Raw genomic sequence first — 21,014 nt, 5'->3', positions numbered from 1 at the left:
ATAAATAACTATGGCGAATTAAAAGATATAATCAATATCAAAAATCAAAATCAAAGAATGTGCCCAATCAAGGGAGAAGCAAAAGCGTCTTTCCTTGATTCGTTGCAATGAGGTTTTTACGGGGTTCAGTCTATCTTTATTACCAGAATATATTTACCTTTCTAAATTGATCAGTGACGTCTTTTTAGTAACCCATAAAACTGGAAATACTATTTTTTGACGTTATTCTTACTAACAAATGAATATAACATGAGCTTTAATGATTTCAATATCTTTCATCTCACACAATTTTCTTAATATCTGACCAATACCTACTCTTAACTTTCCATAAATCACTTTTCGTCGATACTTTGGATAAAGAAAATATGATACTTACAATTCCATCTCGTATGTGCTACACTTTTATCGTCGGTAAACATTAGAAACTCCTTTCGATCTGATATGCGGTTAGTAGCCATTATTAGTATATCGAAAGGAGTTTTTTATCGCTAAAGCTATTTCGTCCACGCACAGAAATGCGTGTTTTTTTGTTTCGTACGCTACGCGAACGAGACTGACTAAAGTTAATAACTAAAAGAGTATTAAGTATACTTACAACAGTTAGTATACTTAATACTCTTTATTAATTTGTTTTACATGACTTTTCATCAAATAAGGAAACTACAAATATAATTTCTTCAAATACCACTCAATCTAATTACAGTTAGTCTACTAGTCGCTCATCATTCATACCAAAATATTGATGCAATGGTTTTTGTTTTCCTGACAATAGTTGATCGATCGTCACAAATTCGTACCCTTTATTTTTTAACATGGAGATCATATTTGGTATGGCTTTAACTGATTCAGGATGGATATCGTGGATTAAGATGATTGCACCATTATAAACATTCTGTTTGACAACATTATTGATTGCTCTAGGATTTTTTGATTTCCAATCCTGTGAGTCAATATCCCATTGAATAATTGGCATGCCAATTGTTTCAGCACTTTTTTTGTCAATAGCGCCATAAGGGGGACGGATATTGCGAGGCAAGACGCCTGTAGCCTTGAAAATTGCTTTATTAGCTTTATTTATTTCACTTTGTAATTCATCTGTCGAAAGTGTATTCAATTGTGGATGAGAATACGAGTGACATGCTACCTCATGACCCTCGTCGTGGACTTGTTTTGCAACATCTGGATTTTGATCCACCATCTGTCCTAACATGAAAAAAGTAGCTTTCACGTTATCTGTTTTTAGTATATTCAACAAATCAAGTGTTGAGCTATTATTTGGACCATCGTCAAAAGTAAGAGCGACGTACTTTTTATTTTCATCTAATGCAGGTAATGTATCTTTTATACTTTCTTGCGAAACCAGATCTGTATCAATGAATGGAGCAATATCTTTGTATTTTAGAGTGACTTTAGAAGTTCCAGTTGAATTTTTTGGTAAGACGATAGTCAATTCATCAGGTGTATAAGTCATTTTACTATCATAAGAAATTCTATCCATTGTTAATACAGCATCAATGATTTTTTCAGGTTCTTTGGCTTGATCAAGTATGGATTGCTGAATCACCTGTTGAATACCTAAGAGACTTCCTTCATCTGGAATCAAATCCTTATTTGTGATTTCTTTGCCAGTTTTTTTGAAAATATAGATATCTTTCTCAGAAATACTATCTGGCTTTTTGAAATTTTCCTTACTGCGATCCCAGATAAAACTATCTGCTTCAATTCTATATTGATTAACTTTAGAAGATATTGCTGTTGCTTTTATTCTGGCAACTGTGAGCACTTCTTTTTCACGATGCTTTTTTTGTTGCTTTTGAGCAAGCTCGTCTAAGAGCTGGTTTGCATTTTTGAAAGGAACAGTATTTTCATCAACTGGACGGTAAACAAGGCACTTATTTTCTCCGTCATTTATAGTATCTATTTTCGTTGAAATTCCACTTTGGTCTTGCTCTTCTTGGATTGAAGCCATGAGATTTTTTGCAGCAGTTTCATATTTGGCTTGAGCTTCTGCTTCTTGCTGTTTTAATGTATAAACAATATAGCCGCCAGTAGCGACAATTACTAGAATAAGTGCGGTAAACAATGCGAATATATACTTGCTATAATTAGATTTTTTCTTCGGTATTTTTGGTTGTTTGTTTTCGTTTCCGGTTTTGGGCTTTACAGCTTCATTCAATTGATTTGTATTTTCACAGGTATCAGGTTCTTGTTTGTGACGTTGGCTACGACGTGCATAGGTATTTTTGTCAGACATATGACTTTATCCCTCCATTTATCATCATAAAGTAAAATAAAACAGCGCAATTATAATGAAAACGAATTCATAGATAATTTTTAAGGAAAGTTTTTTCTATTATTCTTTTACTTTCGGCGTAGTAATTATCGCTAATTCCTCACCACTTTAGATATTGTGGCTACTTAATTTTCAACTCAGTTTTGATAACATTAGAATCACTAGTTTTGATTTTAGTTTTTGAAATTGTACCATTCGATAGATTAATTAGTATGGTTGTAGTCTTTGAAATACCAATAATGGTCTAGGATTAAAAATATAAACTATTATCCAATCTTGTTCTATTTGATTAAACATACTATTTTAATACTTTAATTATTAGTAATTAGCTAAACAGAATCACTTGCTTTGATAGTGTAGCCAGTTTCTCTTTATTTAAATTATTCACTATTAGGCGAAAGGATGTTATTTCAGAATTTCTATTCGAAGAAACTTCTTTTTTTGTTTTTTGTGCATTTGATTATGCATCTTATTACTTTGTTAAGTTCCCTTTAACAATCTATCAAAGAAGACTATTTATTAAGTCTCTAAAGAATTCACCATAGTAGTAACACTTAATACGAGAAACTAAAATACTGTAAATAACATATTTGTACTTACACCAATTTAAAATATTTTTTCTACGTATTGCTTCCTCCTCTCTATTTTTCAATCATTTAAAAATCACAATTAATAGTACAAAAACTTTTATTAACAGATACAATAAAATATTATCATCAATTTTAGCATTGTAAAATAATTAATTATAAATAATAGCATTACAATTTTGTAATATTTTTTCGAATATGTTAATTCCTATACATAATAAAGAGCAGATCAAATCCTAATAAAAGAAAATTAATCTGCTCTACTGTTACAACTAATTAATCAAACTATTATATCGTTTTGCTAAACGTCTACTTCTTCCAGTATTGACCTTGATAAAACAACAATCCCGGTCTTGTTTTAACACTCTACGAACTGTATCAACACTAACATGTAAAGTTGCAGCAATATCAGCTAATGTACTCCCATTTAATCTCATTTGCTTTGCAAATCGATAACGCCGATAAGCATCAATATTCTTGGAATCCATAGACAATAATACTTTTCTTACCATGTATTTTCTCCAAAGATTGGATTTTAATGGGCCATCATTTCTTGAGCAATCTCATGCTCAGATAATGAAGCTGGATAGAAAGTAGGCCAATTATGCATTTCATTATAAAGTTTTTCTTGACTTTCTCCACCAAAGAAAATATGGAAATGCTCTGCCTTACTTGGTGCAATTCCATGATCACTAAATTGAATATATTTAAAGCGACCAGCACCTGCATCATCAGTTTCAAAATTAAAACGAACACCACGGTTTCCTTTTTCATAATTCAAAATTTTGTATCCAACATATTTGTATGTGTATTGATGATGTTCACCGTTGACTACAAAATCAATGGTGTTGTCTTTAATGTTGATAGTATCAATATCTGTCTTATAGCCAGTAGTATAATAATCTTTGTACTCGGCAGCTGTCATGTCTTTATTGAGTTTTGCTTTGTAATCGAAAACTTCATCCAAAATTCCATCTTTTAACAACGGATAAACAGATTGCCATTCGCCTGTATAATCACTCAATTCGCGATCCTTCACATCGGCATCTTTAAAGTACCCATTAGCAACTGTCTTTTCATCCTTCGCTTCTTTTTCTGGAACTACCTCTTCACCAGCAACCATAGTTGTTTTCTCTAACGCTTTTAGATTGTCTTCCATTACTGAAACATAATCTTCACCATTATCCATTTGTTCTTTTGTAAGACTTTCAAGAGGATTCAATACTTCCAATTTTATCCCAGCTTCATTGGCCAAAGTTTTTGCGATTTTATCATTAGCATTCTTTTCAAAATAAATATAATTGATCTTATTTTTTTTAACATACTCTTTTAATTCAGCTAATCGACCAGAAGATGGCTCTTCTTCAGGACTTAGTCCAGCAATAGGAACTTGTATCAATCCATAATCCAAAGCTAAATATCCAAAGGCTGCATGTTGTGTCACAAAACTTTTTTGTTTCGCTTCTTTAAGACTAGTGGTATAGTCAGCATCCAACCGTTTCAGTTTAGTCAAATACTTTTCAGCATTTGTCTCAAATACTTTTGCTTTTTTCGGATACAATTTAACTAACTGATCCTTGATATTTGAAACTTCCTTAATTGCCATTTTGGGTGAAACCCACGTATGAGGATCTAGTTCATGATGGTGATCTTCTTCTCCGTGATCATGATCTTCTTCTTCACTACCTGGCAATAAAATCATGTCTTTTGTTCCTTCTACTACATTAGGCCCAGCTTTCTTCCAACTTTCTTTAGCTTTTGGTACCCATGATTCCATGTTTTCGTTATGATATACAAAAACATCAGCATCATGAGCTTTTGCCATATCCTTAGCTGAGGGCTCATAGTCATGAGGTTCTGATCCCGCTGGAACCATTAAATCCACGTTCGCTTCATCGCCGACGATGTTTTTGGTGAAATCATACATTGGATAGAATGTTGTTACAATTTCTAATTTTCCATCTTTATCATTCGATACTTTTGCATCATTAGTGCTGGAGCAAGCTCCCAATAATCCTAGAGCTGCTATCCCAACAAGTCCTACACTGATTTTCTTCATTCTTTTTCCTTCCTTAATTATGCTAATTTCTTCATTTTATTTCGTTTATGTTCTTTGATAATTTTTAATGCCCTTTTTCTAGTTTTAATATTCGGGCTTTTAAGTCGTCGATATGCACTAGATATATCCGTTTTCTCCATTAGAAATTACCCCCAATCAATACTTATCATTATTTGCTTTCCGCCAGTAATTTATCAAAACTCTGTTTGATCCTTTCTTCATCCAACATTTTTCCGATTAGAATAATAGTGGTTTGGTCTTTTTGTCGAGTGGTGTATTGAAAATTAACCTGTTCGTTTACCCCTTGCATGGCAACTATAAAATCCTGCTCTTGTAAAGCAATCAATCCTTTAAAACGATACAGGCTCCCTTGGTTGGTTAAAATCAACCAGTCAATCCATTGGAGTAAAAAATCTTTTTTTATGTCTTGATCTGAAGTTAAGAGAATTGATTTAAACTCATGTACTTGATGGTGTTGATGATAGTGTTTGCCATTATAGTGATTTTCTGATGAATCACTTTCAAAAACTAAGGGATGATTAAATTTTTTCAAATTATAAAAATCCTTTTTTTGAATCGTTTCACTATGTGTGAACATTCGAATATCGGATAAAGGGTTAATACTTTTGATTTCTCTCTGTAATTTTTTTAGTGCAGATAAATTCAAGTTTTGTTTTCTAGACACAAAAATGCGATCTGCCATGACAAGTTGCTTAAGGGCTTGTGGTTCTCTTTCAATAAATTCAAAACTGTCACTATCAATAACAGTCAATAAACTATCGATATATACTCTTCCTCTTAGTTGAGGCGCTGTTAAAAGTGTTTGAATGATTGGTTGGGGATCTGCTATACCTGTAGTTTCAATGATGATTTGTGAAATTGGTTGTTGATGTTCTTCTATTGTTTCCAGTAAAGAAATCAATATTGCTAATAAATCACTGCGAAGACTGCAACACATACATCCATTATTTAGTTGTAACACCCGTTCCTCGCTATGAACTAATAATTTGTGATCAATCCCAACTTCACCAAACTCATTTTCAATTATAATAATTTCTTCCCTGGGGTAGGGTGAGACTTGCAAGGCTTGATTGATTAGCGTTGTTTTTCCAGCCCCTAAAAACCCAGAAACGATTGTAACTGGTATGCCCATTTTGTCACCTTTTTACCACTTAGCTATTTCACTTCTTTGAAAATTGCCCGTCTGCGCAATTTTGGCGAATACTTTTTTAATTCTAACCGTTCAGGGTTATTCCGTTTATTTTTGCTGGTGAGATACAGACGTTCTCCAGTTTCGACACATTCCAAAATAATATTTTGACGCATAAATCTTCCTCCTTCAATACTTATCGATCTTCAAGATATGCTTGAATTTGTTGTGTATCTTCAAAAGTTAACTCGCCAGATTCCAATTGTGAAACTAAATTTTCTTTCATATCAACAGGTATCTCCCAATAACCATCGATACATTGAAATAACTCCTCGTCATACTCTTCAAAAATTGGATAGATTCTTAAAAAATCATCAAATGATAAGCCTTGGTCCTCATAGTAATCTTTGACTAATCCATTTTCAATTGCCTGTTGGGTCGGTAAACCCGTTTCAGTAATAATTCCTCTCTCTACCATCGAACGATAAAAAGTGCATTTATCTAGCGATTGCTGGGTCGTTTCAAGATAATACTTTAATCCTTCTTCAACTAAAGGTGGGTAAATAATTTCCATTTTGGTTCCCTCCTAAAAGTTATATATTAAACTATTTTGAAGCTCCTTTAATTACTTTCTTTCCATTATAGTACCCTTTTAAAGATACATGATGGCTACGTCTATAATCACCATTCGCTTCGTCAAATGAAATTTCTGGTTTTACTACAGTTTGATGAGTTCTTCTTAACCGTTTCTTCGCCTTAGATGTTTTTCTTGCTGGTACTGCCATGATATTTCCTCCTCTTACCAACTTGCTTTTTTTACTCCAGGAATCAACCCTTGATGGGCAAGCTCTCTAAACTTAATACGGGACATACCAAACTTCCGCATATACCCTCTTGGACGGCCATCCGTCTGATCACGAAGCCTCAGACGATTTGGATTTGAATCTCTTGGCAATTTAGCAAGGGCGGTGTGATCTCCTACGGCTTTTAATTCTTGACGTTTGTCTGCATATTTTTCAATCATTGCCATTTGTTTCTTTGCTTTAGCAATTTTAGACTTTTTTGCCATATACATTTATACTCCTTCTGTTTTGATTTAGACGTCACAAATCGTAAACGTTACGTTTTGACATTGACACTTTACCAACAAAAATTTCTCTTGTCAACAATAAATAACATGAAATAAAACTCATATGAATAGATATCCATTTGAAAATGATTTTATCGATACATAGAGATAATCAGATTAATTAAAAGAACTTGTAGTTTAAGTGCAAAAAATAATGGTTCATTTTTATTAGTCCATTAAAACATAAATACCGTTTTAAGTAGCTTTTCTCTACTTAAAACGGCATTATGAAAGAAACTATAGTTTTATTCAATCTTTTATGTTTAACTCGTTTATTAATGATTTTGTAAGATTGTGACCAATTCTTATATTATAAGAAATAAACATTAAGTAACTAATTTGAAAAAGAATTGTAGCTGTATTCCAAAAATTTATAGGCTAATTATAAGCCTATCCTATCATCTCGATAGAACTTATCTTTTTTAGATAGATTGTTTAGACAAACAAAGCTATCTTAATTTGATGAAGTACATCCTTTTGAAAATAACTTAGTTCATTTTCTATTATCTTTCAGTAAGTGGCACGTAGTACCTAGTCTATATGAGAAAATTCGCCTTATATGATATTTTTAATTCTATAAATTTTTAAACATTAATGTCTATTATTAAACTCATTGCTTAAACCTAAACTAATGAGCAGCAACAGAATAGCTGATAAAAAAAGTAATCCTATAAGAAGTAATATACTCATCTAAATCATTCGCCTTTTCTAAAATAATCCAAGAAAGATTTAAAAAAATTATATCCAGCTATTAGGATAAGTCCTATCATAATTACTCCAATAGTCATTTTCTTATCCTTTCTAAATAAAAAGTCTTTTATATAAAGCTCTTTTTGTAATTGTCAATAAAGTCTTTCCCTTTATTTGTCAATTGACACCCTATGTTTAAATAACCTTCATATCTAAGTTTAGCCAACATCTCACTAACAGATGCTGGAGTAATGCTTAGAATTTTTGCTAAATCTTTATTTTTTAACTTTTTTTTCTTTTCGTCAATTCCTGAATTGCTAATAAATAAATCAGTATAGTAGTTGGTTTAATTTTTACCATACTCTTTTTCCTCCAATTTATTTTGAAAGACCTTCAGCAATTTTATCCAGGTTCCATTTCATCATCGCGTAGTAACTATCACCATCTTGTCCTTTCTCTGCAATTGAATCAGTAAAAATCGTTGAATAGATAGGAATATTGGTATCTTTCGATACTGTTTTCATCGGTCTATCGTCCACACTGCTTTCTACAAATAAGGAAGGAACTTTTGTTGTGCGTAGTCTTTCAACTAAGTGTTTAATTTGATCTGGCGTTCCTTCTTCTTCAGTGTTGATTTCCCAAATGTAAGCAGAAGGCACATTATACGCTTTCGAGAAATACTTAAAGCATCCTTCACTTGTAACAATCATTTTTTTATCATTCGGAATTGAAGCAAATTTAGATTTTGCTTCTTTGTCTAGTGTATTCAATTTTTCAATATACTTATCTAGATTTTCTTTATAGATTTTTTTATTATCAGGATCTTTTTCCGCTAAATGTTTTTCAATGTTTTTAGCGTAAATAATACCGTTTTCTAAATTTAACCAAGCATGAGGATCTTCCTTCCCTTTCTCACTCTGACCCTCTAAGTAAATAACATCTATGCCATCACTTGCTGCAAAATAGTCTTTGTTTTCCTCTTTGTTCGCATTTTTAACTAATTTTGTAAACCAAGCATTTCCTCCAGTTTCCAAGTTAACACCATTATAAAAAATCAAGTCTGCTTTTGAAGTTTTTTGAACATCTTCAGGCAAAGGCTCATATTCATGGGGATCTTTCCCAATAGGTACAATACTGTGTAAATCAATTTTATCCTTTGCTATATTTTCAGTAATATCTGCTAAAATCGAATTAGTAACTACTACTTTTAATTTTTCGTTCGAAGCCACTTTATCTTTACTATTTGTTGAACACGCTCCTAATATAAAAAGAGCAATCAAAATCCCCAGACTTCCCACTACTACTTTCCATTTTCTCATCATAACGATCTCTCCTTCTTTCTTAAAAATTTTTGTTTTGGTGAGATTAGAAAACTAATTACAAATAAGGATGCCGCTGTTAAAACAATACTTGATCCTGCGGCTATGTTAAAATTATAACCAATAAACAATCCAAGCAATGATGAGCTTGCCCCGACTGCTGCAGAAATAAATATCATAGTTTTCAAGCTATTTGCATATAAATATGCTGTAGCTGCTGGCGTGATTAACATTGCAACAATTAATATAGTCCCCACACTTTGCATAGCTGTTACTGCTACTAAAGTTAATAGAACCATCAGTAGATAATGATAAAAATTGACGTTCATCCCCATTGCTTTTGCCATTAATGGATCAAAAGAAGTAATTAATAATTCTTTAAAAAATAGAACTACTATAACCAACACTAAAACAGAAACGCCAATCGTAATCCACTTATCAATATCTTGTACAGCTAAAATGTTTCCAAATAAGATATGAAATAAATCCGTTGAGCTATTTGCAACTCCTATAAGGATAACTCCTAGCGCTAAAAAAGAACTGAAAGTAATACCAATTGCTGTATCTCCTTTTATTACACTATTGCTTTTTATAAAAGTAATAATGATAGAAGCTAATAGACCAAATACAATAGCACCAATAAAAAAATTAATACCTAAAATATAAGAAATTGCTACTCCTGGCAAAACAGCATGAGAAATAGCATCACCCATAAGAGACATTCCTCTTAAAATAATAAAACAACCTACTGTTCCAGAAACAATCCCTATAACTACAGATGTAATTAGAGCATTCTGTAAAAAGTGAAAGTCATACAGACCATTAATAAAATTTTGAAGCATATTATTCCCCCTCTCCAATAAATATAGTATCTCCATAGGCTTTTTTTAAATTTTCTTCATTAAATACAGATTCTACACTTCCGTGAGCAATTAGATTTCGATTCAAAAGAATAATATTATCAAAATACTTCTTTACCTTGCTTAAATCATGATGCACAATTAGCACTGTTTTTCCCTGATGTTTCAATTTTTTTAACGTATCCATAATTATTCGTTCACTAACTAAGTCTATCCCTACAAATGGTTCATCTAAAAATATGAAATCCGCATTTTGAGCAAGACATCTTGCTAAAAGTACACGTTGAAATTGTCCTCCAGATAATTCTCCTATTTGATGATTAGAATATTTTCCCATATCGACCTTTTCCAAAGCCTTTGAAACTCTTTGCCATTCTGCATTTTTAATTCTTTGAAAAACTTTCATTCCGGCATATGTTCCCATAGATACACATTCTTTTACTTTTATTGGAAAAGTAAAATCAATATCAGCTTTTTGCTCTACATATGCAATCTTCACCAGTTTTTTATTGATATCTTCATTATTAATGGAGACCTCTCCCTGATGAGGGATAATATTTAACATTGCTTTAAGCAATGTGGATTTTCCAGCACCATTTGGACCAATAATACCTGTTAAAGCACCTTCTTGTATTTTTAAAGAAATCTCGTTCAATGCTAAAAAATCGTTATAACAAACATTAAGCTTTTTCACTTCTAACATAACTTTCTCCTTCTAAATGATAATGATTATCACGATTATATGGTATACAGAAAATATATTTTAGTCAAGCCTAAATTTTAAAATTTGGATTTTTTTCTGTTGCTGAAGATTAGGATGACAAAACTATTTGAAACTACCCGTATAGTAAGTAGTTTTCAAAACAAAAAAAGAGTGTTCTCTAATGAGAACACTCTCCTAAAAATACTTTATTTGCATACAAAAGAATTAGACTTGAAGTGGATAGGGAGCTAAATCTGTTTATAAGCATCAAGACATTCTCTTCTAGAAATGAAAAGTAGGTTATTTATCTTTCGTAACATGTTAGGCTTATTCAACTATGCTTCCAATCGAAATTTAATTTACTTAACAACTTAAAACTTTCTCTTTATTGATTTTCATATTTTAAATTGCTCAAATAGAATTAGAGAAATAATAATACTTCCCACATTAAAATTTATTTTTTTTCAGCCCTATAATACTTGCAATCGCCGTGAATAACCCTACATACACAGGAAGACCATTATATTTTTCTCCAGTTTTCGGTAACTCCATAGTATTTTTATTTCGATTGCCTTCTTTATTTTTTTCTTGATTCATTAGTTCCCTTTTTTTATTGCTATTATTATAATTTAGATTAGATGATCTTTTGTTGTTGTTAAAAAAAGTAGAAGGATGATTAAAGCTAGCTTTACTATCCGAACTTTGTTTAGAATTTGTATTTTTCGTTACTCCGGGTAATTTGACTGCTATGTCTTTCTCTTTTTCTCCACCAAGATCATATCTTACTGTATAGCCATTTCTTACTCCATCTGTTTCGATGCCATAATTTACTTCTTTTTTGATGCCATCTTGTTCGGTAAATGTTACCTCTCCGTTAGCGTCTACCTGTTTCTTAAGTACTTCCGTTGATCCATCTGTTAAGTTTCTTAACCGTACTTCTTTTCCCGCTTCAAGTGGTAATCCATTTGTATAATGTGCTTTTACCTTTAAACTAAGTGGTAACTCGGATCCTGGCAAATTCACTGTTATGTCCTTCTCTTTTTCTCCACCAAGATCGTATCTTACTGTATAGCCATTTCTTACTCCGTCTGTTTCGATGCCATAATTTACTTCTTTTTTAATGCCATCTTGTTCGGTAAATGTTACCTCTCCGTTAGCATCTACCTGTTTCTTAAGTACTTCCGTTGATCCATCTGTTAAGTTTCTTAACCGTACTTCTTTTCCCGCTTCAAGTGGTAATCCATTTGTATAATGTGCTTTTACCTTTAAACTAAGTGATAACTTGGATCCTGGCAAATTCACTGTTATGTCCTTCTCTTTTTCTCCACCAAGATCGTATCTTACTGTATAGCCATTTCTTACTCCGTCTGTTTCGATGCCATAATTTACTTCTTTTTTAATGCCATCTTGTTCGGTAAATGTTACCTCTCCGTTAGCATCTACCTGTTTCTTAAGTACTTCCGTTGATCCATCTGTTAAGTTTCTTAACCGTACTTCTTTTCCCGCTTCAAGTGGTAATCCATTTGTATAATGTGCTTTTACCTTTAAACTAAGTGATAACTTGGATCCTGGCAAATTCACTGTTATGTCCTTCTCTTTTTCTCCACCAAGATCGTATCTTACTGTATAGCCATTTCTTACTCCGTCTGTTTCGATGCCATAATTTACTTCTTTTTTGATGCCATCTTGTTCGGTAAATGTTACCTCTCCGTTAGCGTCTACCTGTTTCTTAAGTACTTCCGTTGATCCATCTGTTAAATTTCTTAACCGTACTTCTTTTCCCGCTTCAAGTGGTAATCCATTTGTGTAATGTGCTTTTACCTTTAAACTAAGTGGTAACTCGGATCCTGGCAAATTCACTGTTATGTCCTTCTCTTTTTCTCCACCAAGATCGTATCTTACTGTATAGCCATTTCTTACTCCGTCTGTTTCGATGCCATAATTTACTTCTTTTTTAATGCCATCTTGTTCGGTAAATGTTACCTCTCCGTTAGCGTCTACCTGTTTCTTAAGTACTTCCGTTGATCCATCTGTTAAATTTCTTAACCGTACTTCTTTTCCCGCTTCAAGTGGTAATCCATTTGTGTAATGTGCTTTCACCTTTAAATTAAGCGGTACTATAATTTCTGCTGAATTTGTTAAACTTTCTGCACTAGTAATTTGTGGGGATTGTAGTGAAACGAAAGCTGTTGTAGATAGTAGCAAACCGCCAAGAATTATCTTTGATTTCATAATATCATTCTCCTTAAATTCTATTTATTAAGCTCAAAAAATAATTTTTATGTTAATATTCTAGCTATTAAAATTCTTAATACTACAAAAGGAAACCATTGTTTTATTGAATAGAAACATGTCCCTATCTCCTCTCTAATTAGCTTTTATAAAACGTAACTATTACGTTTTATAAAAACGATTTTACAAATTTACTTAAAAAATGTCAATAAAAATGAAGGTTCATTTTTTATTGAAGTGCCAAAAATAGATTAATATAAAATTCAACTCGATTTTTTTCAGATAGTTAAAAATGCAACTTCAGCTTTATTAGCTAAAAAGTTGCATTTTCCCCGTATAATAAATTTTATAGTCTAAAGCATTTCTAGAATTTGATTGGACAACATTCATATATATATCAAAAAAACTTTAACACAACTATATAATATTTGCATATAGATCATATCCCACCGCTGTTAAGATTGTTACATCTAGAATTAGTACCTACTCTGGCACTAATTTCCTAACCGTCTCATTGAAAATACCACTTATACTTGAAAGCATCTTCAATCTTAGATTGTCCTCCAAATAGTACACTCGAACCATTATTGCTTTACTATTTAACTATTTGGTTTTTATAGCAGTTCAAGCACTAGCTATACCGTGCTATTCCAAAAAGAGCCCTTTTAACATTCCTCTATTTCGCTAGTATTAATTATTTAAGATTATAATGAAAAAAACATATTTCTTACTATGGCTTCGTATCTAATTTTGATATTATGTAGAAAACGAATCATATTAATATCGAAAATAGCTTTCCTTTTGTTTTGATTTAAACTTTTTCAATTGAGATTAACAGAACTATTCTTCCTTCATTATAATTACTCTTCTCCACCATCCATCTGTATCTCAGGTATTTTAATACTACTTTTACCTATTTCTATTAAATGCTCAGCAAGTTTTTCTTCATTAATTTTAAAGTATGATTCTAATACCATCCCTAGATTCATTCCAGTTACTACTTGAATTCTTTTATCCATACTTGCTTTCATCATAGCTACATTTGCAGGTGTTCCTCCCATTAGGTCTACTAATATAATAATATTTCGTATGTCACTTGTTTCTTCCAGTATTTTATTCAATTTATTTATTGTTCCTTCAATACCGTCATTTTGTGCCATAGAAACTACCGGATAATTAATCTGGTTTCCAAGTATCATTTTAGCTGAATTTAATATTTCCTCAGCCATTAAACCATGACTCATTAAAATTATTTCATTAGTCATCGCACTTATTCCCCTTATAAAATATCTTTTAAGTAAGTTTTTTTATCGTCTGGTGTCATAATTGTAGTAATTTCAACACCAAGATTTAATAGCTTCTCGAAGGCATTTCTTTCTTCATTAGTAACGCTAATATTAGGACGTAAAACCGTTGTTCCTTTTCGATTAGACATGTTGCCAACGTTAATCCTATCTATCTGTAAATCATTTTCGATAAACGATAATAAGTCTACTGGGGATTTGACTATTAAAAGCACATTTTGCCCTTCATATTTTCCATTTTTGATATTGGTAATCGCTTTCTCTTCAGTTATAATTGAAGAACTGATTCCTGCAGGGACTGCCATCCTTAGCACCTGTTTTTGTATATCATTATTTGCAACAGTATCATTTACAACCATCAAACGAGTCACACCTAATTTATTACTCCACATTGTAGCTACTTGACCATGAATTAATCGATCGTCAATTCTAATATTTTTTATACCCTTCATTTCCACAAAAATTTCCTCCTATCATTTATTTTAAAATGCCTAGAGTAGCTAAAACAATAGACAGAACCATCACACCAAGAATTAAATAAATAGGTTTTACATTTTTTTTCAAAGACCAGTAAACTAAACCAACTAAGAGTGCAGGTAATAATCCTGGCATTATTTGATCTAGTATTTCTTGCCCTCTCATAGAAAAATCACCTTGTTTAAAATCTAAGACTACATTTGTTTTAACAACAGATGGTATTAATGCTCCAACAACCATTAATCCTAAAATTGAAGTCGATTCAGTTAAAAGTTTTAAACTTTTTTCAATAGTAGTAATTAATTTCGTACCTGAAGTATAGCCTATGCGAAATAATGGTATACTTATCATCTTTAAAGCTACACTTACAGCAATCCATAAAATAATTCCTACTGGACTACCATCAATTGCCATATTTGCTGCAATAGCCCCAAATATAGTCCATGGAATAACTACAAATAGACTATCACCTAATCCAGCTACTGGCCCCATAAGTCCTGTCTTAATCGATGTCACTGCTTCTTCAGTATTTTCATCTGAATTTTCTTCCATAGCTATATTAATACCTAAAATATACGGTGCAACCCAAGGATTTGTATTGAAAAATTGTAAATGATTTAGTACTGCTTTTTGTAACGCTTCTGGTTTATTTTTATAAGTAACTTTTAAGAATGGTAATACAGCGTAACAATATGCTAGAGCTTGCATCTTTTCATAATTTGAAGAAACTGAGCTTGTAAAAAACCATCTCCATAATACACTCTTTTTAATTTTGGAATTAACACCAAGTTTTGTCGTCTCCAAGCTATTCATCCTCATCCATACCTCCTATTGTATTAACAACGGTATTATTAATTACATTCTGACTATTTTTTTTATAAATAATTAAAGCTATAGCAGCGCCTATTAATGCTACTCCTAATAATGGCATTTTTAAGTAAACAGACATTACAAAACCTATAACAAGATAACTGAAATATTCTTTTGCAGGTAAGTATCGAAGCAATAAACCAATACCAACAGCTGGTAATAATCCCCCAGCAACTGTTAACCCATTTGTTAACCATTCAGGAGTATGAGCAAGAATAGTATTAATTAAAGATGGTCCAAAAATTACTGCCAACGCAACCGGTATGCCCGTTGTTGCCGCCGTTAAGAATACTCCAAACATTTGCATCTTGGAGATCATACTATAATCTCCTCGCTTTACACCTGCTTCTGCTTTATGAACCATCCAAATACCAATTGTATTTCTAATAATATCTAATTGAACCATTAATAGTGCTACTGGTATACCAATAGAAATCCCTACCGAAGATTCCTGACCAGTTGTTATGGTGATAAAAGTTGCGACAATACTTGCAGTTTGATAGTCTGGTATAGAAGCTCCTCCAAAATTACTAATTCCTAAAGACAATAATTGTAAGGTTCCCCCAATAAAAAGCCCAGTTTTTATATCTCCAAGTATTAAACCAGTTACAAATCCCGCTGTTACAGGTTGGTAGGTTCCGAACATTGTTGAATTCTTCTCAAAATTAATAAAAAAACCATATAACACAATTAAACCAAGTTGAATAACACTTATCTCCATTAGATCTCCTCCTTAATTATACTTAATAGTTTTGAAAATTTATCTTTTTGATTTGTCTTTATAAAAACAGGTATCATACTAATATCTGCTTCAACATCCAACGTTTGTCCACCATCATATTCTTCACCTGTCCATATATTGGTCCAGTTTTCATTTATTGGTAAGTAAACTTCTCTTACTGTTTCCTTATAATTTACAATCGGTGCAATTAGGAACGTATCTCCAAATAAGTAAGTATCTTCTACAGCCCAAGTATTATTATCTGAAGGATATTCATAAAATAGCGTCCTCATGATCGGATCTCCGAATCTATGAGCTTTATCCATCAAAGTACTGATATACGGTTTCAACGCTTCACGTATTTTTATATACTTAGTTAATATCTGCTCAACTTCTATACCGTATGACCATATTTCATTTGGTGCACCAGTAACCATCGAACCTCCACCATGATCCGATAAGGGTTTACTATGGGGTAATCGGTCACCGTGCATTCTTAAAATTGGTGAAAAAGTAGCATATTGAAACCAACGAATTAGCAATTCTCTAAACTCCGGATCTTCTGGATTTCCGCCATGAAACCCACCTATGTCAGTTGTCCACCAGGGAATCCCTGCTAAACCTACATTTAGTCCAGTATTAACTTGATTTCTAAATGCTTCAAAACTAGAATCAATATCTCCAGACCACAATAATGCACCGAATCTTTGTGCTCCAGCCCATCCTCCTCTAACAAGAGTAATTACAGGCTGTTCATTACTTAATTCTTCATAAATCATTGAAAGATAATCGATTGGATATAAATTACCACTATATAAATCAGTCCCCTTTTTATAACGATAATTATCAAAGTCATAAACGGAATATCCCGGCTCAGCTACATCTAACCAGAAATAATTAATCCCTTTATCAACATAATTCTTTTTAATTAGACTCCAAACATATTTCCGAGCTTCACTATTTGTCATATCAATAAAAATAGTGTTTCCTTGAATTTGCATGGTTAATCGAACTCCACGATTAACTTTTACTAGATAACCATTTTCTAAATATTTTTCATAATTTTCTGCATCAGTTTGTACTGTAGGCCAAATTGAGATTATTGGTTCCACTCCGTAATCAGTTTTCAAAGTCTTTAAAAATTTTTCTGGATTAGGCCAGTATTCCTCATCAAAACAATATTCTCCTTGCTTTGGCCAGTGAAAATAATCAATAGCGATAGTTGAAAGCTTTATTCCACGTTTATGATACTTTTCTACTACATCCATCACTTCCTCTGGTGATCTATATCGTAATTTGCTCTGCCATAATCCTAATAAACTATCTGGCATTTTAGGGACTTTTCCAGTTAGATTACTATAGTTTCTAAGTATTTCCTTTGGTTCATTTCCTGAAATTATTACATAATCGATATAATCAGAAGAATACATTTTCCATCGAGTTATATTTTTAGCAAAAGAAACTTCTCCAATACCAGGATTATTCCATAAAAAACCGTATCCAAGACTAGATATATAGAATGGAATTGACACCTGTGAGTTTCTTTGCGCTAATTCTAAAACAGTGTTCTTCAAATCAAGATAAGAATGTTGATATTGACCCATTCCGAATATTTTTTCTTTTGGATCTGATTCAAATCTAGTAGTTACTTGAAATTTACCATCCATATTGGACCGATATTCTCTTGACTTTAATTTCAATGTAGAATTAAAATCCTTTGTAACTTCAACTGAACCAGCATCTTCACCACCATCATCATGTTTAACAGCTCTTAATCTAATATATTCTTTTAGTAAGACATCGTTTTTTTCATTATAAAAAGTTAAACGATCACGATGATCTAGTACCGCTCTTATTTTCCCGTTAATTAATTCTGTTTTATTTTCATATTGATTTATTATCACTTTATTTAGGGAATTAGGCTTATCAATTAAGGAGTTTTGTCGGTCTTCATAGTTCATGTCTACAAATGAACGTATTCTAATAGCATTTTCCCCCCATGCTTCAATAATCAGTAATTCATCATCAAATTTTCTTGAAAAATAATTTGATTCAATGTTTATCACTTCTTTCATCCCACTTTCCTTTTCTTCTTAATTAGTTAACTCTTATTACAACACTAGCAATTGTAATCGCATACATATACATATCAATTTAATTTAAGTATTTTGACTAGAATTCTGCTTTTTAATTTGTTTTCTCGATAAACTAATTATCAAAAAAAAAACTAATAACAAAAAACACTTAATTACTTGAACTAAAATTGTTTGTACGTTAAACTAATTAATAAATAAAATATAAAATAAGCTATTTAAAATGTCAACTGTAAACGCTATATTTTTTTGCATAGGCTATTTTATTTTTAAATTGAGGAGAAATTAATGATTTCAAGTAAATATACAATTAGAGAACAAAACGAGGCAAAAATACTTAATCAAATAATTAGACATAAAGAAATATCTAGAGCTGAATTGAGTAAAATAACCTCTTTAAACAAAGCATCTGTATCTTCTATTATCAATAAATTGATCGATGACTCGCTTGTAATTGAAAATAGAATTGGAGAAGCAACAAATCGTGGCCGAAAACCCATTATGTTAACTTTTAATGGAGTATCTTCGGGCTTAGCAATTGCAATTGATCTAGGATATAATTACATTGATGGAATGGTAGCTTCATTAGATGGAAAAGAAATTGCAAGAATACAGCTTACTGATACTTATGTTAGTAAAGACAACATACAAATGTTAATTCGTAAAATTATAAAAAAACTCACCGATAATCTTCCTTATACGCGACATGGAATAATCGGTATGACAATTGCTGTTCAAGGACAAGTTCTAAATAATAAAGTACTTAGTACAACTTATAACGGTCTTGAGGAAATTGATTTAGTAAAATTATTAAATCAAGAGTATAGCTTTCCTGTTTTTTTACAAAATGAGGCAAACTTATCTGCATTAGGTGAATATACTTTTTCTTCTGATATCGAGAATTTAGTATCAATTAGTCTTCATAGTGGAATAGGCGTTGGAGTAGTAAAAAATGGTAAACTTGACATTGGTAATAAAGGATATGCTGGTCAGTTGGGACATACAATTCTATTTCCAAATGGCAGAAAATGTGAATGTGGTAATTATGGTTGTTTAGAAAAATATTGCTCTACTCAAGTAATTTACCAAGAGATTTCCAAAGAAAAAAAACTAGATAAAATTAATTCGGATATAGTGGAATATCTTTATAGCAACAAGGATCAAAAGGTTGTAGAGATGATTGAACTATATGCATACTATTTATCGATAGGAATTAACAATATAGTTATGCTCTATGCTCCTGAGTTAGTGATTTTTAACAGTCCTTTAACAAAAAAAATTCCGAACATAATTAATATAATCAAAAATTTTTTGAATAATCAATATACAAAAGAAATTCATATCATTAACAGTCCTATAGAGTGGAATCCTGTTCTTAGTGGAGCAATTTCGTTTTCAATTCAAAAATTTTTAAATATTGAAAAGTTGAAACTCAGCTCTTATGCAAAAAATTAATTTAATTTAGTGGAAACTAGTATGTGAAATGGAGAAATTTTAACATACTAGACGGCTCACCAGTACTCTCTCCTTAAAAAGAGCTTTTTATATAGTTATGAATTTCTCACCGCTCTACCTCTTTTTCAAGAGATAAAAAAATTAATACAATGCTTATTACTTAAACTATTTCTAACTCAATAATCTATCAAATATTCTCAATTTTTTCAATTGTCTTTTTGTTTAATCAAAGCATGCTTGCATATTATCCATTTGGCCTATACTTTAGGGTAAAATTTTACAATTTCATCTAAATTATATACTAAACTTTTATCGCTATTAAAAGTAAAAACAGCTTCGCCCACGTATAGAAACGTATATCTTTTTGTTTCTACACGTGGGCGAGCTGACTAAAATCATATAATCAAAAACTTAATAAAACGAGGTTCACTCCAATCATATTTCATTTTTCAAAACTATCACATTAATCTCTTGTCAATCAAAATTATTATACATTGAGAAAGTTACAACTTATATACTACTTCTTTAAACCCTAAAACTTCACCAATGAGTTTCTAATAATTAGATCTTATTAATCTAACTATTAATCATTATGATAAATTTAAATACCCACAAAGAACACCATGTAAAACTCTTCCTGTATATAAATCGAGATTATCAATTTGACTAGATTCAGTAAAACAAATGATTACTGATGAGTCTTTTTTAGCCAATTCAAGCTGTTTAAAATCAACCTTAACTAGTGGATTTTCAGGTGTTATATATTCATTTTCATCAACAAGAATTGAAAAAGGTTTTCCTTCTAATTCTACTGTATCTATCCCAATATGAATCAAATAATCAATTCCTGAATTACTCTTTATACTAATAGCATGTTTTGTTGGAAAGATAGTTGTGACCTGACCAGCTAAAGGAGCATAAATTGTCTGCTCTTCTGGAATAACAGCAAAACCTTCCCCTAATAATTTTTGTGAAAAAACTGGATCATTTACTTCTGATATAGGAATAACTTTTCCCGAACATGGAGAAAATAGTTCCACTTGTTTTTTCTTTCTTAAAAACTTAATCATAT

Annotated in this window: 20 protein-coding genes and 2 pseudogenes; 1 reads left to right on the top strand and 21 read right to left on the bottom strand. The window is 31.5% G+C overall.

The genetic code is table 11. The features are described from left to right. Positions 1 to 187: 187 nt before the first annotated feature. The 20 genes and pseudogenes from tnpA to IGJ45_RS04675 form a co-directional block, all read right to left on the bottom strand. Positions 188 to 419 (bottom strand): annotated as a pseudogene (gene tnpA / locus IGJ45_RS04770) (IS200/IS605 family transposase); the annotation flags it as partial. 284 nt (positions 420 to 703) lie between these two features. After that, a complete protein-coding gene (locus tag IGJ45_RS04765; RefSeq protein ID WP_060814976.1) occupies positions 704 to 2,254 on the bottom strand; it encodes a polysaccharide deacetylase family protein in 1,551 nt (516 codons plus the stop codon). A gap of 898 nt (positions 2,255 to 3,152) precedes the next feature. Then, positions 3,153 to 3,392, bottom strand: a complete 240-nt coding sequence (locus tag IGJ45_RS04760; RefSeq protein ID WP_060814977.1) for a helix-turn-helix domain-containing protein — start codon at positions 3,390 to 3,392, stop codon at positions 3,153 to 3,155. 23 nt (positions 3,393 to 3,415) lie between these two features. Next, the gene (locus tag IGJ45_RS04755; RefSeq protein ID WP_060814978.1) at positions 3,416 to 4,939 is read right to left on the bottom strand and encodes a zinc ABC transporter substrate-binding protein AdcA; all 1,524 of its coding nucleotides are present in this window, start codon (positions 4,937 to 4,939) and stop codon (positions 3,416 to 3,418) included. Positions 4,940 to 4,956: 17 nt separating this feature from the next. Then, the gene (locus IGJ45_RS04750) at positions 4,957 to 5,079 is read right to left on the bottom strand and encodes a putative metal homeostasis protein (RefSeq protein WP_002322279.1); all 123 of its coding nucleotides are present in this window, start codon (positions 5,077 to 5,079) and stop codon (positions 4,957 to 4,959) included. A 29-nt stretch (positions 5,080 to 5,108) separates the two neighbouring features. Continuing rightward, positions 5,109 to 6,092, bottom strand: a complete 984-nt coding sequence (locus tag IGJ45_RS04745) for a CobW family GTP-binding protein (protein WP_060814979.1) — start codon at positions 6,090 to 6,092, stop codon at positions 5,109 to 5,111. Positions 6,093 to 6,115: 23 nt separating this feature from the next. Beyond that, entirely contained in the window at positions 6,116 to 6,265 is a 150-nt protein-coding gene (rpmG, locus tag IGJ45_RS04740; protein WP_002297320.1) for a 50S ribosomal protein L33, read from the bottom strand. 20 nt (positions 6,266 to 6,285) lie between these two features. Next, positions 6,286 to 6,663, bottom strand: coding sequence for a hypothetical protein (locus IGJ45_RS04735; protein ID WP_060814980.1), 378 nt, complete (start codon positions 6,661 to 6,663; stop codon positions 6,286 to 6,288). 31 nt (positions 6,664 to 6,694) lie between these two features. Continuing rightward, positions 6,695 to 6,874 carry a 50S ribosomal protein L32 gene (rpmF, locus tag IGJ45_RS04730; protein ID WP_002297318.1) on the bottom strand — a complete coding sequence of 60 codons (180 nt, stop codon included), beginning with the start codon at positions 6,872 to 6,874 and terminating at the stop codon, positions 6,695 to 6,697. A 14-nt stretch (positions 6,875 to 6,888) separates the two neighbouring features. Beyond that, positions 6,889 to 7,158, bottom strand: coding sequence for a 30S ribosomal protein S14 (gene rpsN, locus IGJ45_RS04725; RefSeq protein WP_060815000.1), 270 nt, complete (start codon positions 7,156 to 7,158; stop codon positions 6,889 to 6,891). Positions 7,159 to 8,035: 877 nt separating this feature from the next. Beyond that, positions 8,036 to 8,268 (bottom strand): annotated as a pseudogene (locus IGJ45_RS04720) (metal-dependent transcriptional regulator). Between the two features lie 17 nt (positions 8,269 to 8,285). Continuing rightward, on the bottom strand, positions 8,286 to 9,230 hold the full coding sequence (locus tag IGJ45_RS04715) for a metal ABC transporter substrate-binding protein (RefSeq protein WP_060814981.1): 945 nt from the start codon (positions 9,228 to 9,230) through the stop codon (positions 8,286 to 8,288). Beyond that, positions 9,227 to 10,069 (bottom strand): metal ABC transporter permease, encoded by an 843-nt coding sequence (locus IGJ45_RS04710; protein WP_010710542.1) that lies wholly within the window; start codon positions 10,067 to 10,069, stop codon positions 9,227 to 9,229. The genes IGJ45_RS04715 and IGJ45_RS04710 overlap by 4 nt, the downstream gene beginning before the upstream one ends. A gap of 1 nt (position 10,070) precedes the next feature. Continuing rightward, complete coding sequence (locus tag IGJ45_RS04705) at positions 10,071 to 10,790, bottom strand: metal ABC transporter ATP-binding protein (RefSeq protein WP_010729270.1); 720 nt, start codon at positions 10,788 to 10,790, stop codon at positions 10,071 to 10,073. A gap of 447 nt (positions 10,791 to 11,237) precedes the next feature. Beyond that, positions 11,238 to 13,022, bottom strand: coding sequence for an LPXTG cell wall anchor domain-containing protein (locus IGJ45_RS04700; protein ID WP_256596976.1), 1,785 nt, complete (start codon positions 13,020 to 13,022; stop codon positions 11,238 to 11,240). Between the two features lie 860 nt (positions 13,023 to 13,882). Further along, positions 13,883 to 14,287 carry a PTS sugar transporter subunit IIA gene (locus IGJ45_RS04695; protein ID WP_060814982.1) on the bottom strand — a complete coding sequence of 135 codons (405 nt, stop codon included), beginning with the start codon at positions 14,285 to 14,287 and terminating at the stop codon, positions 13,883 to 13,885. Positions 14,288 to 14,301: 14 nt separating this feature from the next. Then, positions 14,302 to 14,784: a PTS system mannose/fructose/N-acetylgalactosamine-transporter subunit IIB gene (locus IGJ45_RS04690; protein ID WP_082709565.1), complete on the bottom strand. Its 483-nt coding sequence runs from the start codon at positions 14,782 to 14,784 to the stop codon at positions 14,302 to 14,304. Between the two features lie 19 nt (positions 14,785 to 14,803). Further along, positions 14,804 to 15,616 carry a PTS system mannose/fructose/sorbose family transporter subunit IID gene (locus IGJ45_RS04685; protein WP_060815002.1) on the bottom strand — a complete coding sequence of 271 codons (813 nt, stop codon included), beginning with the start codon at positions 15,614 to 15,616 and terminating at the stop codon, positions 14,804 to 14,806. Beyond that, complete coding sequence (locus tag IGJ45_RS04680; RefSeq protein ID WP_060814983.1) at positions 15,609 to 16,394, bottom strand: PTS mannose/fructose/sorbose/N-acetylgalactosamine transporter subunit IIC; 786 nt, start codon at positions 16,392 to 16,394, stop codon at positions 15,609 to 15,611. Before IGJ45_RS04680 ends, IGJ45_RS04685 begins: the two co-directional genes overlap by 8 nt. Beyond that, complete coding sequence (locus IGJ45_RS04675; RefSeq protein ID WP_060814984.1) at positions 16,394 to 18,469, bottom strand: glycoside hydrolase family 31 protein; 2,076 nt, start codon at positions 18,467 to 18,469, stop codon at positions 16,394 to 16,396. The genes IGJ45_RS04680 and IGJ45_RS04675 overlap by 1 nt, the downstream gene beginning before the upstream one ends. A gap of 306 nt (positions 18,470 to 18,775) precedes the next feature. Here IGJ45_RS04675 and IGJ45_RS04670 point away from each other — a divergent pair, with 306 nt between their 5' ends. Further along, positions 18,776 to 19,942 carry an ROK family transcriptional regulator gene (locus IGJ45_RS04670; RefSeq protein ID WP_060814985.1) on the top strand — a complete coding sequence of 389 codons (1,167 nt, stop codon included), beginning with the start codon at positions 18,776 to 18,778 and terminating at the stop codon, positions 19,940 to 19,942. A gap of 590 nt (positions 19,943 to 20,532) precedes the next feature. Here the strand turns inward: IGJ45_RS04670 and IGJ45_RS04665 are convergent. Continuing rightward, positions 20,533 to 21,012 carry a PTS sugar transporter subunit IIA gene (locus tag IGJ45_RS04665; protein WP_060814986.1) on the bottom strand — a complete coding sequence of 160 codons (480 nt, stop codon included), beginning with the start codon at positions 21,010 to 21,012 and terminating at the stop codon, positions 20,533 to 20,535. Positions 21,013 to 21,014: the final 2 nt, after the last annotated feature.

The organism is Enterococcus sp. DIV0574 (assembly GCF_051711125.1).
In the GTDB taxonomy this organism is placed as follows: domain Bacteria; phylum Bacillota; class Bacilli; order Lactobacillales; family Enterococcaceae; genus Enterococcus_D; species Enterococcus_D gallinarum.
The sequence above is the reverse complement of the archived record's forward strand: the minus strand, read 5'-3'. Positions and strand labels throughout refer to the sequence as shown.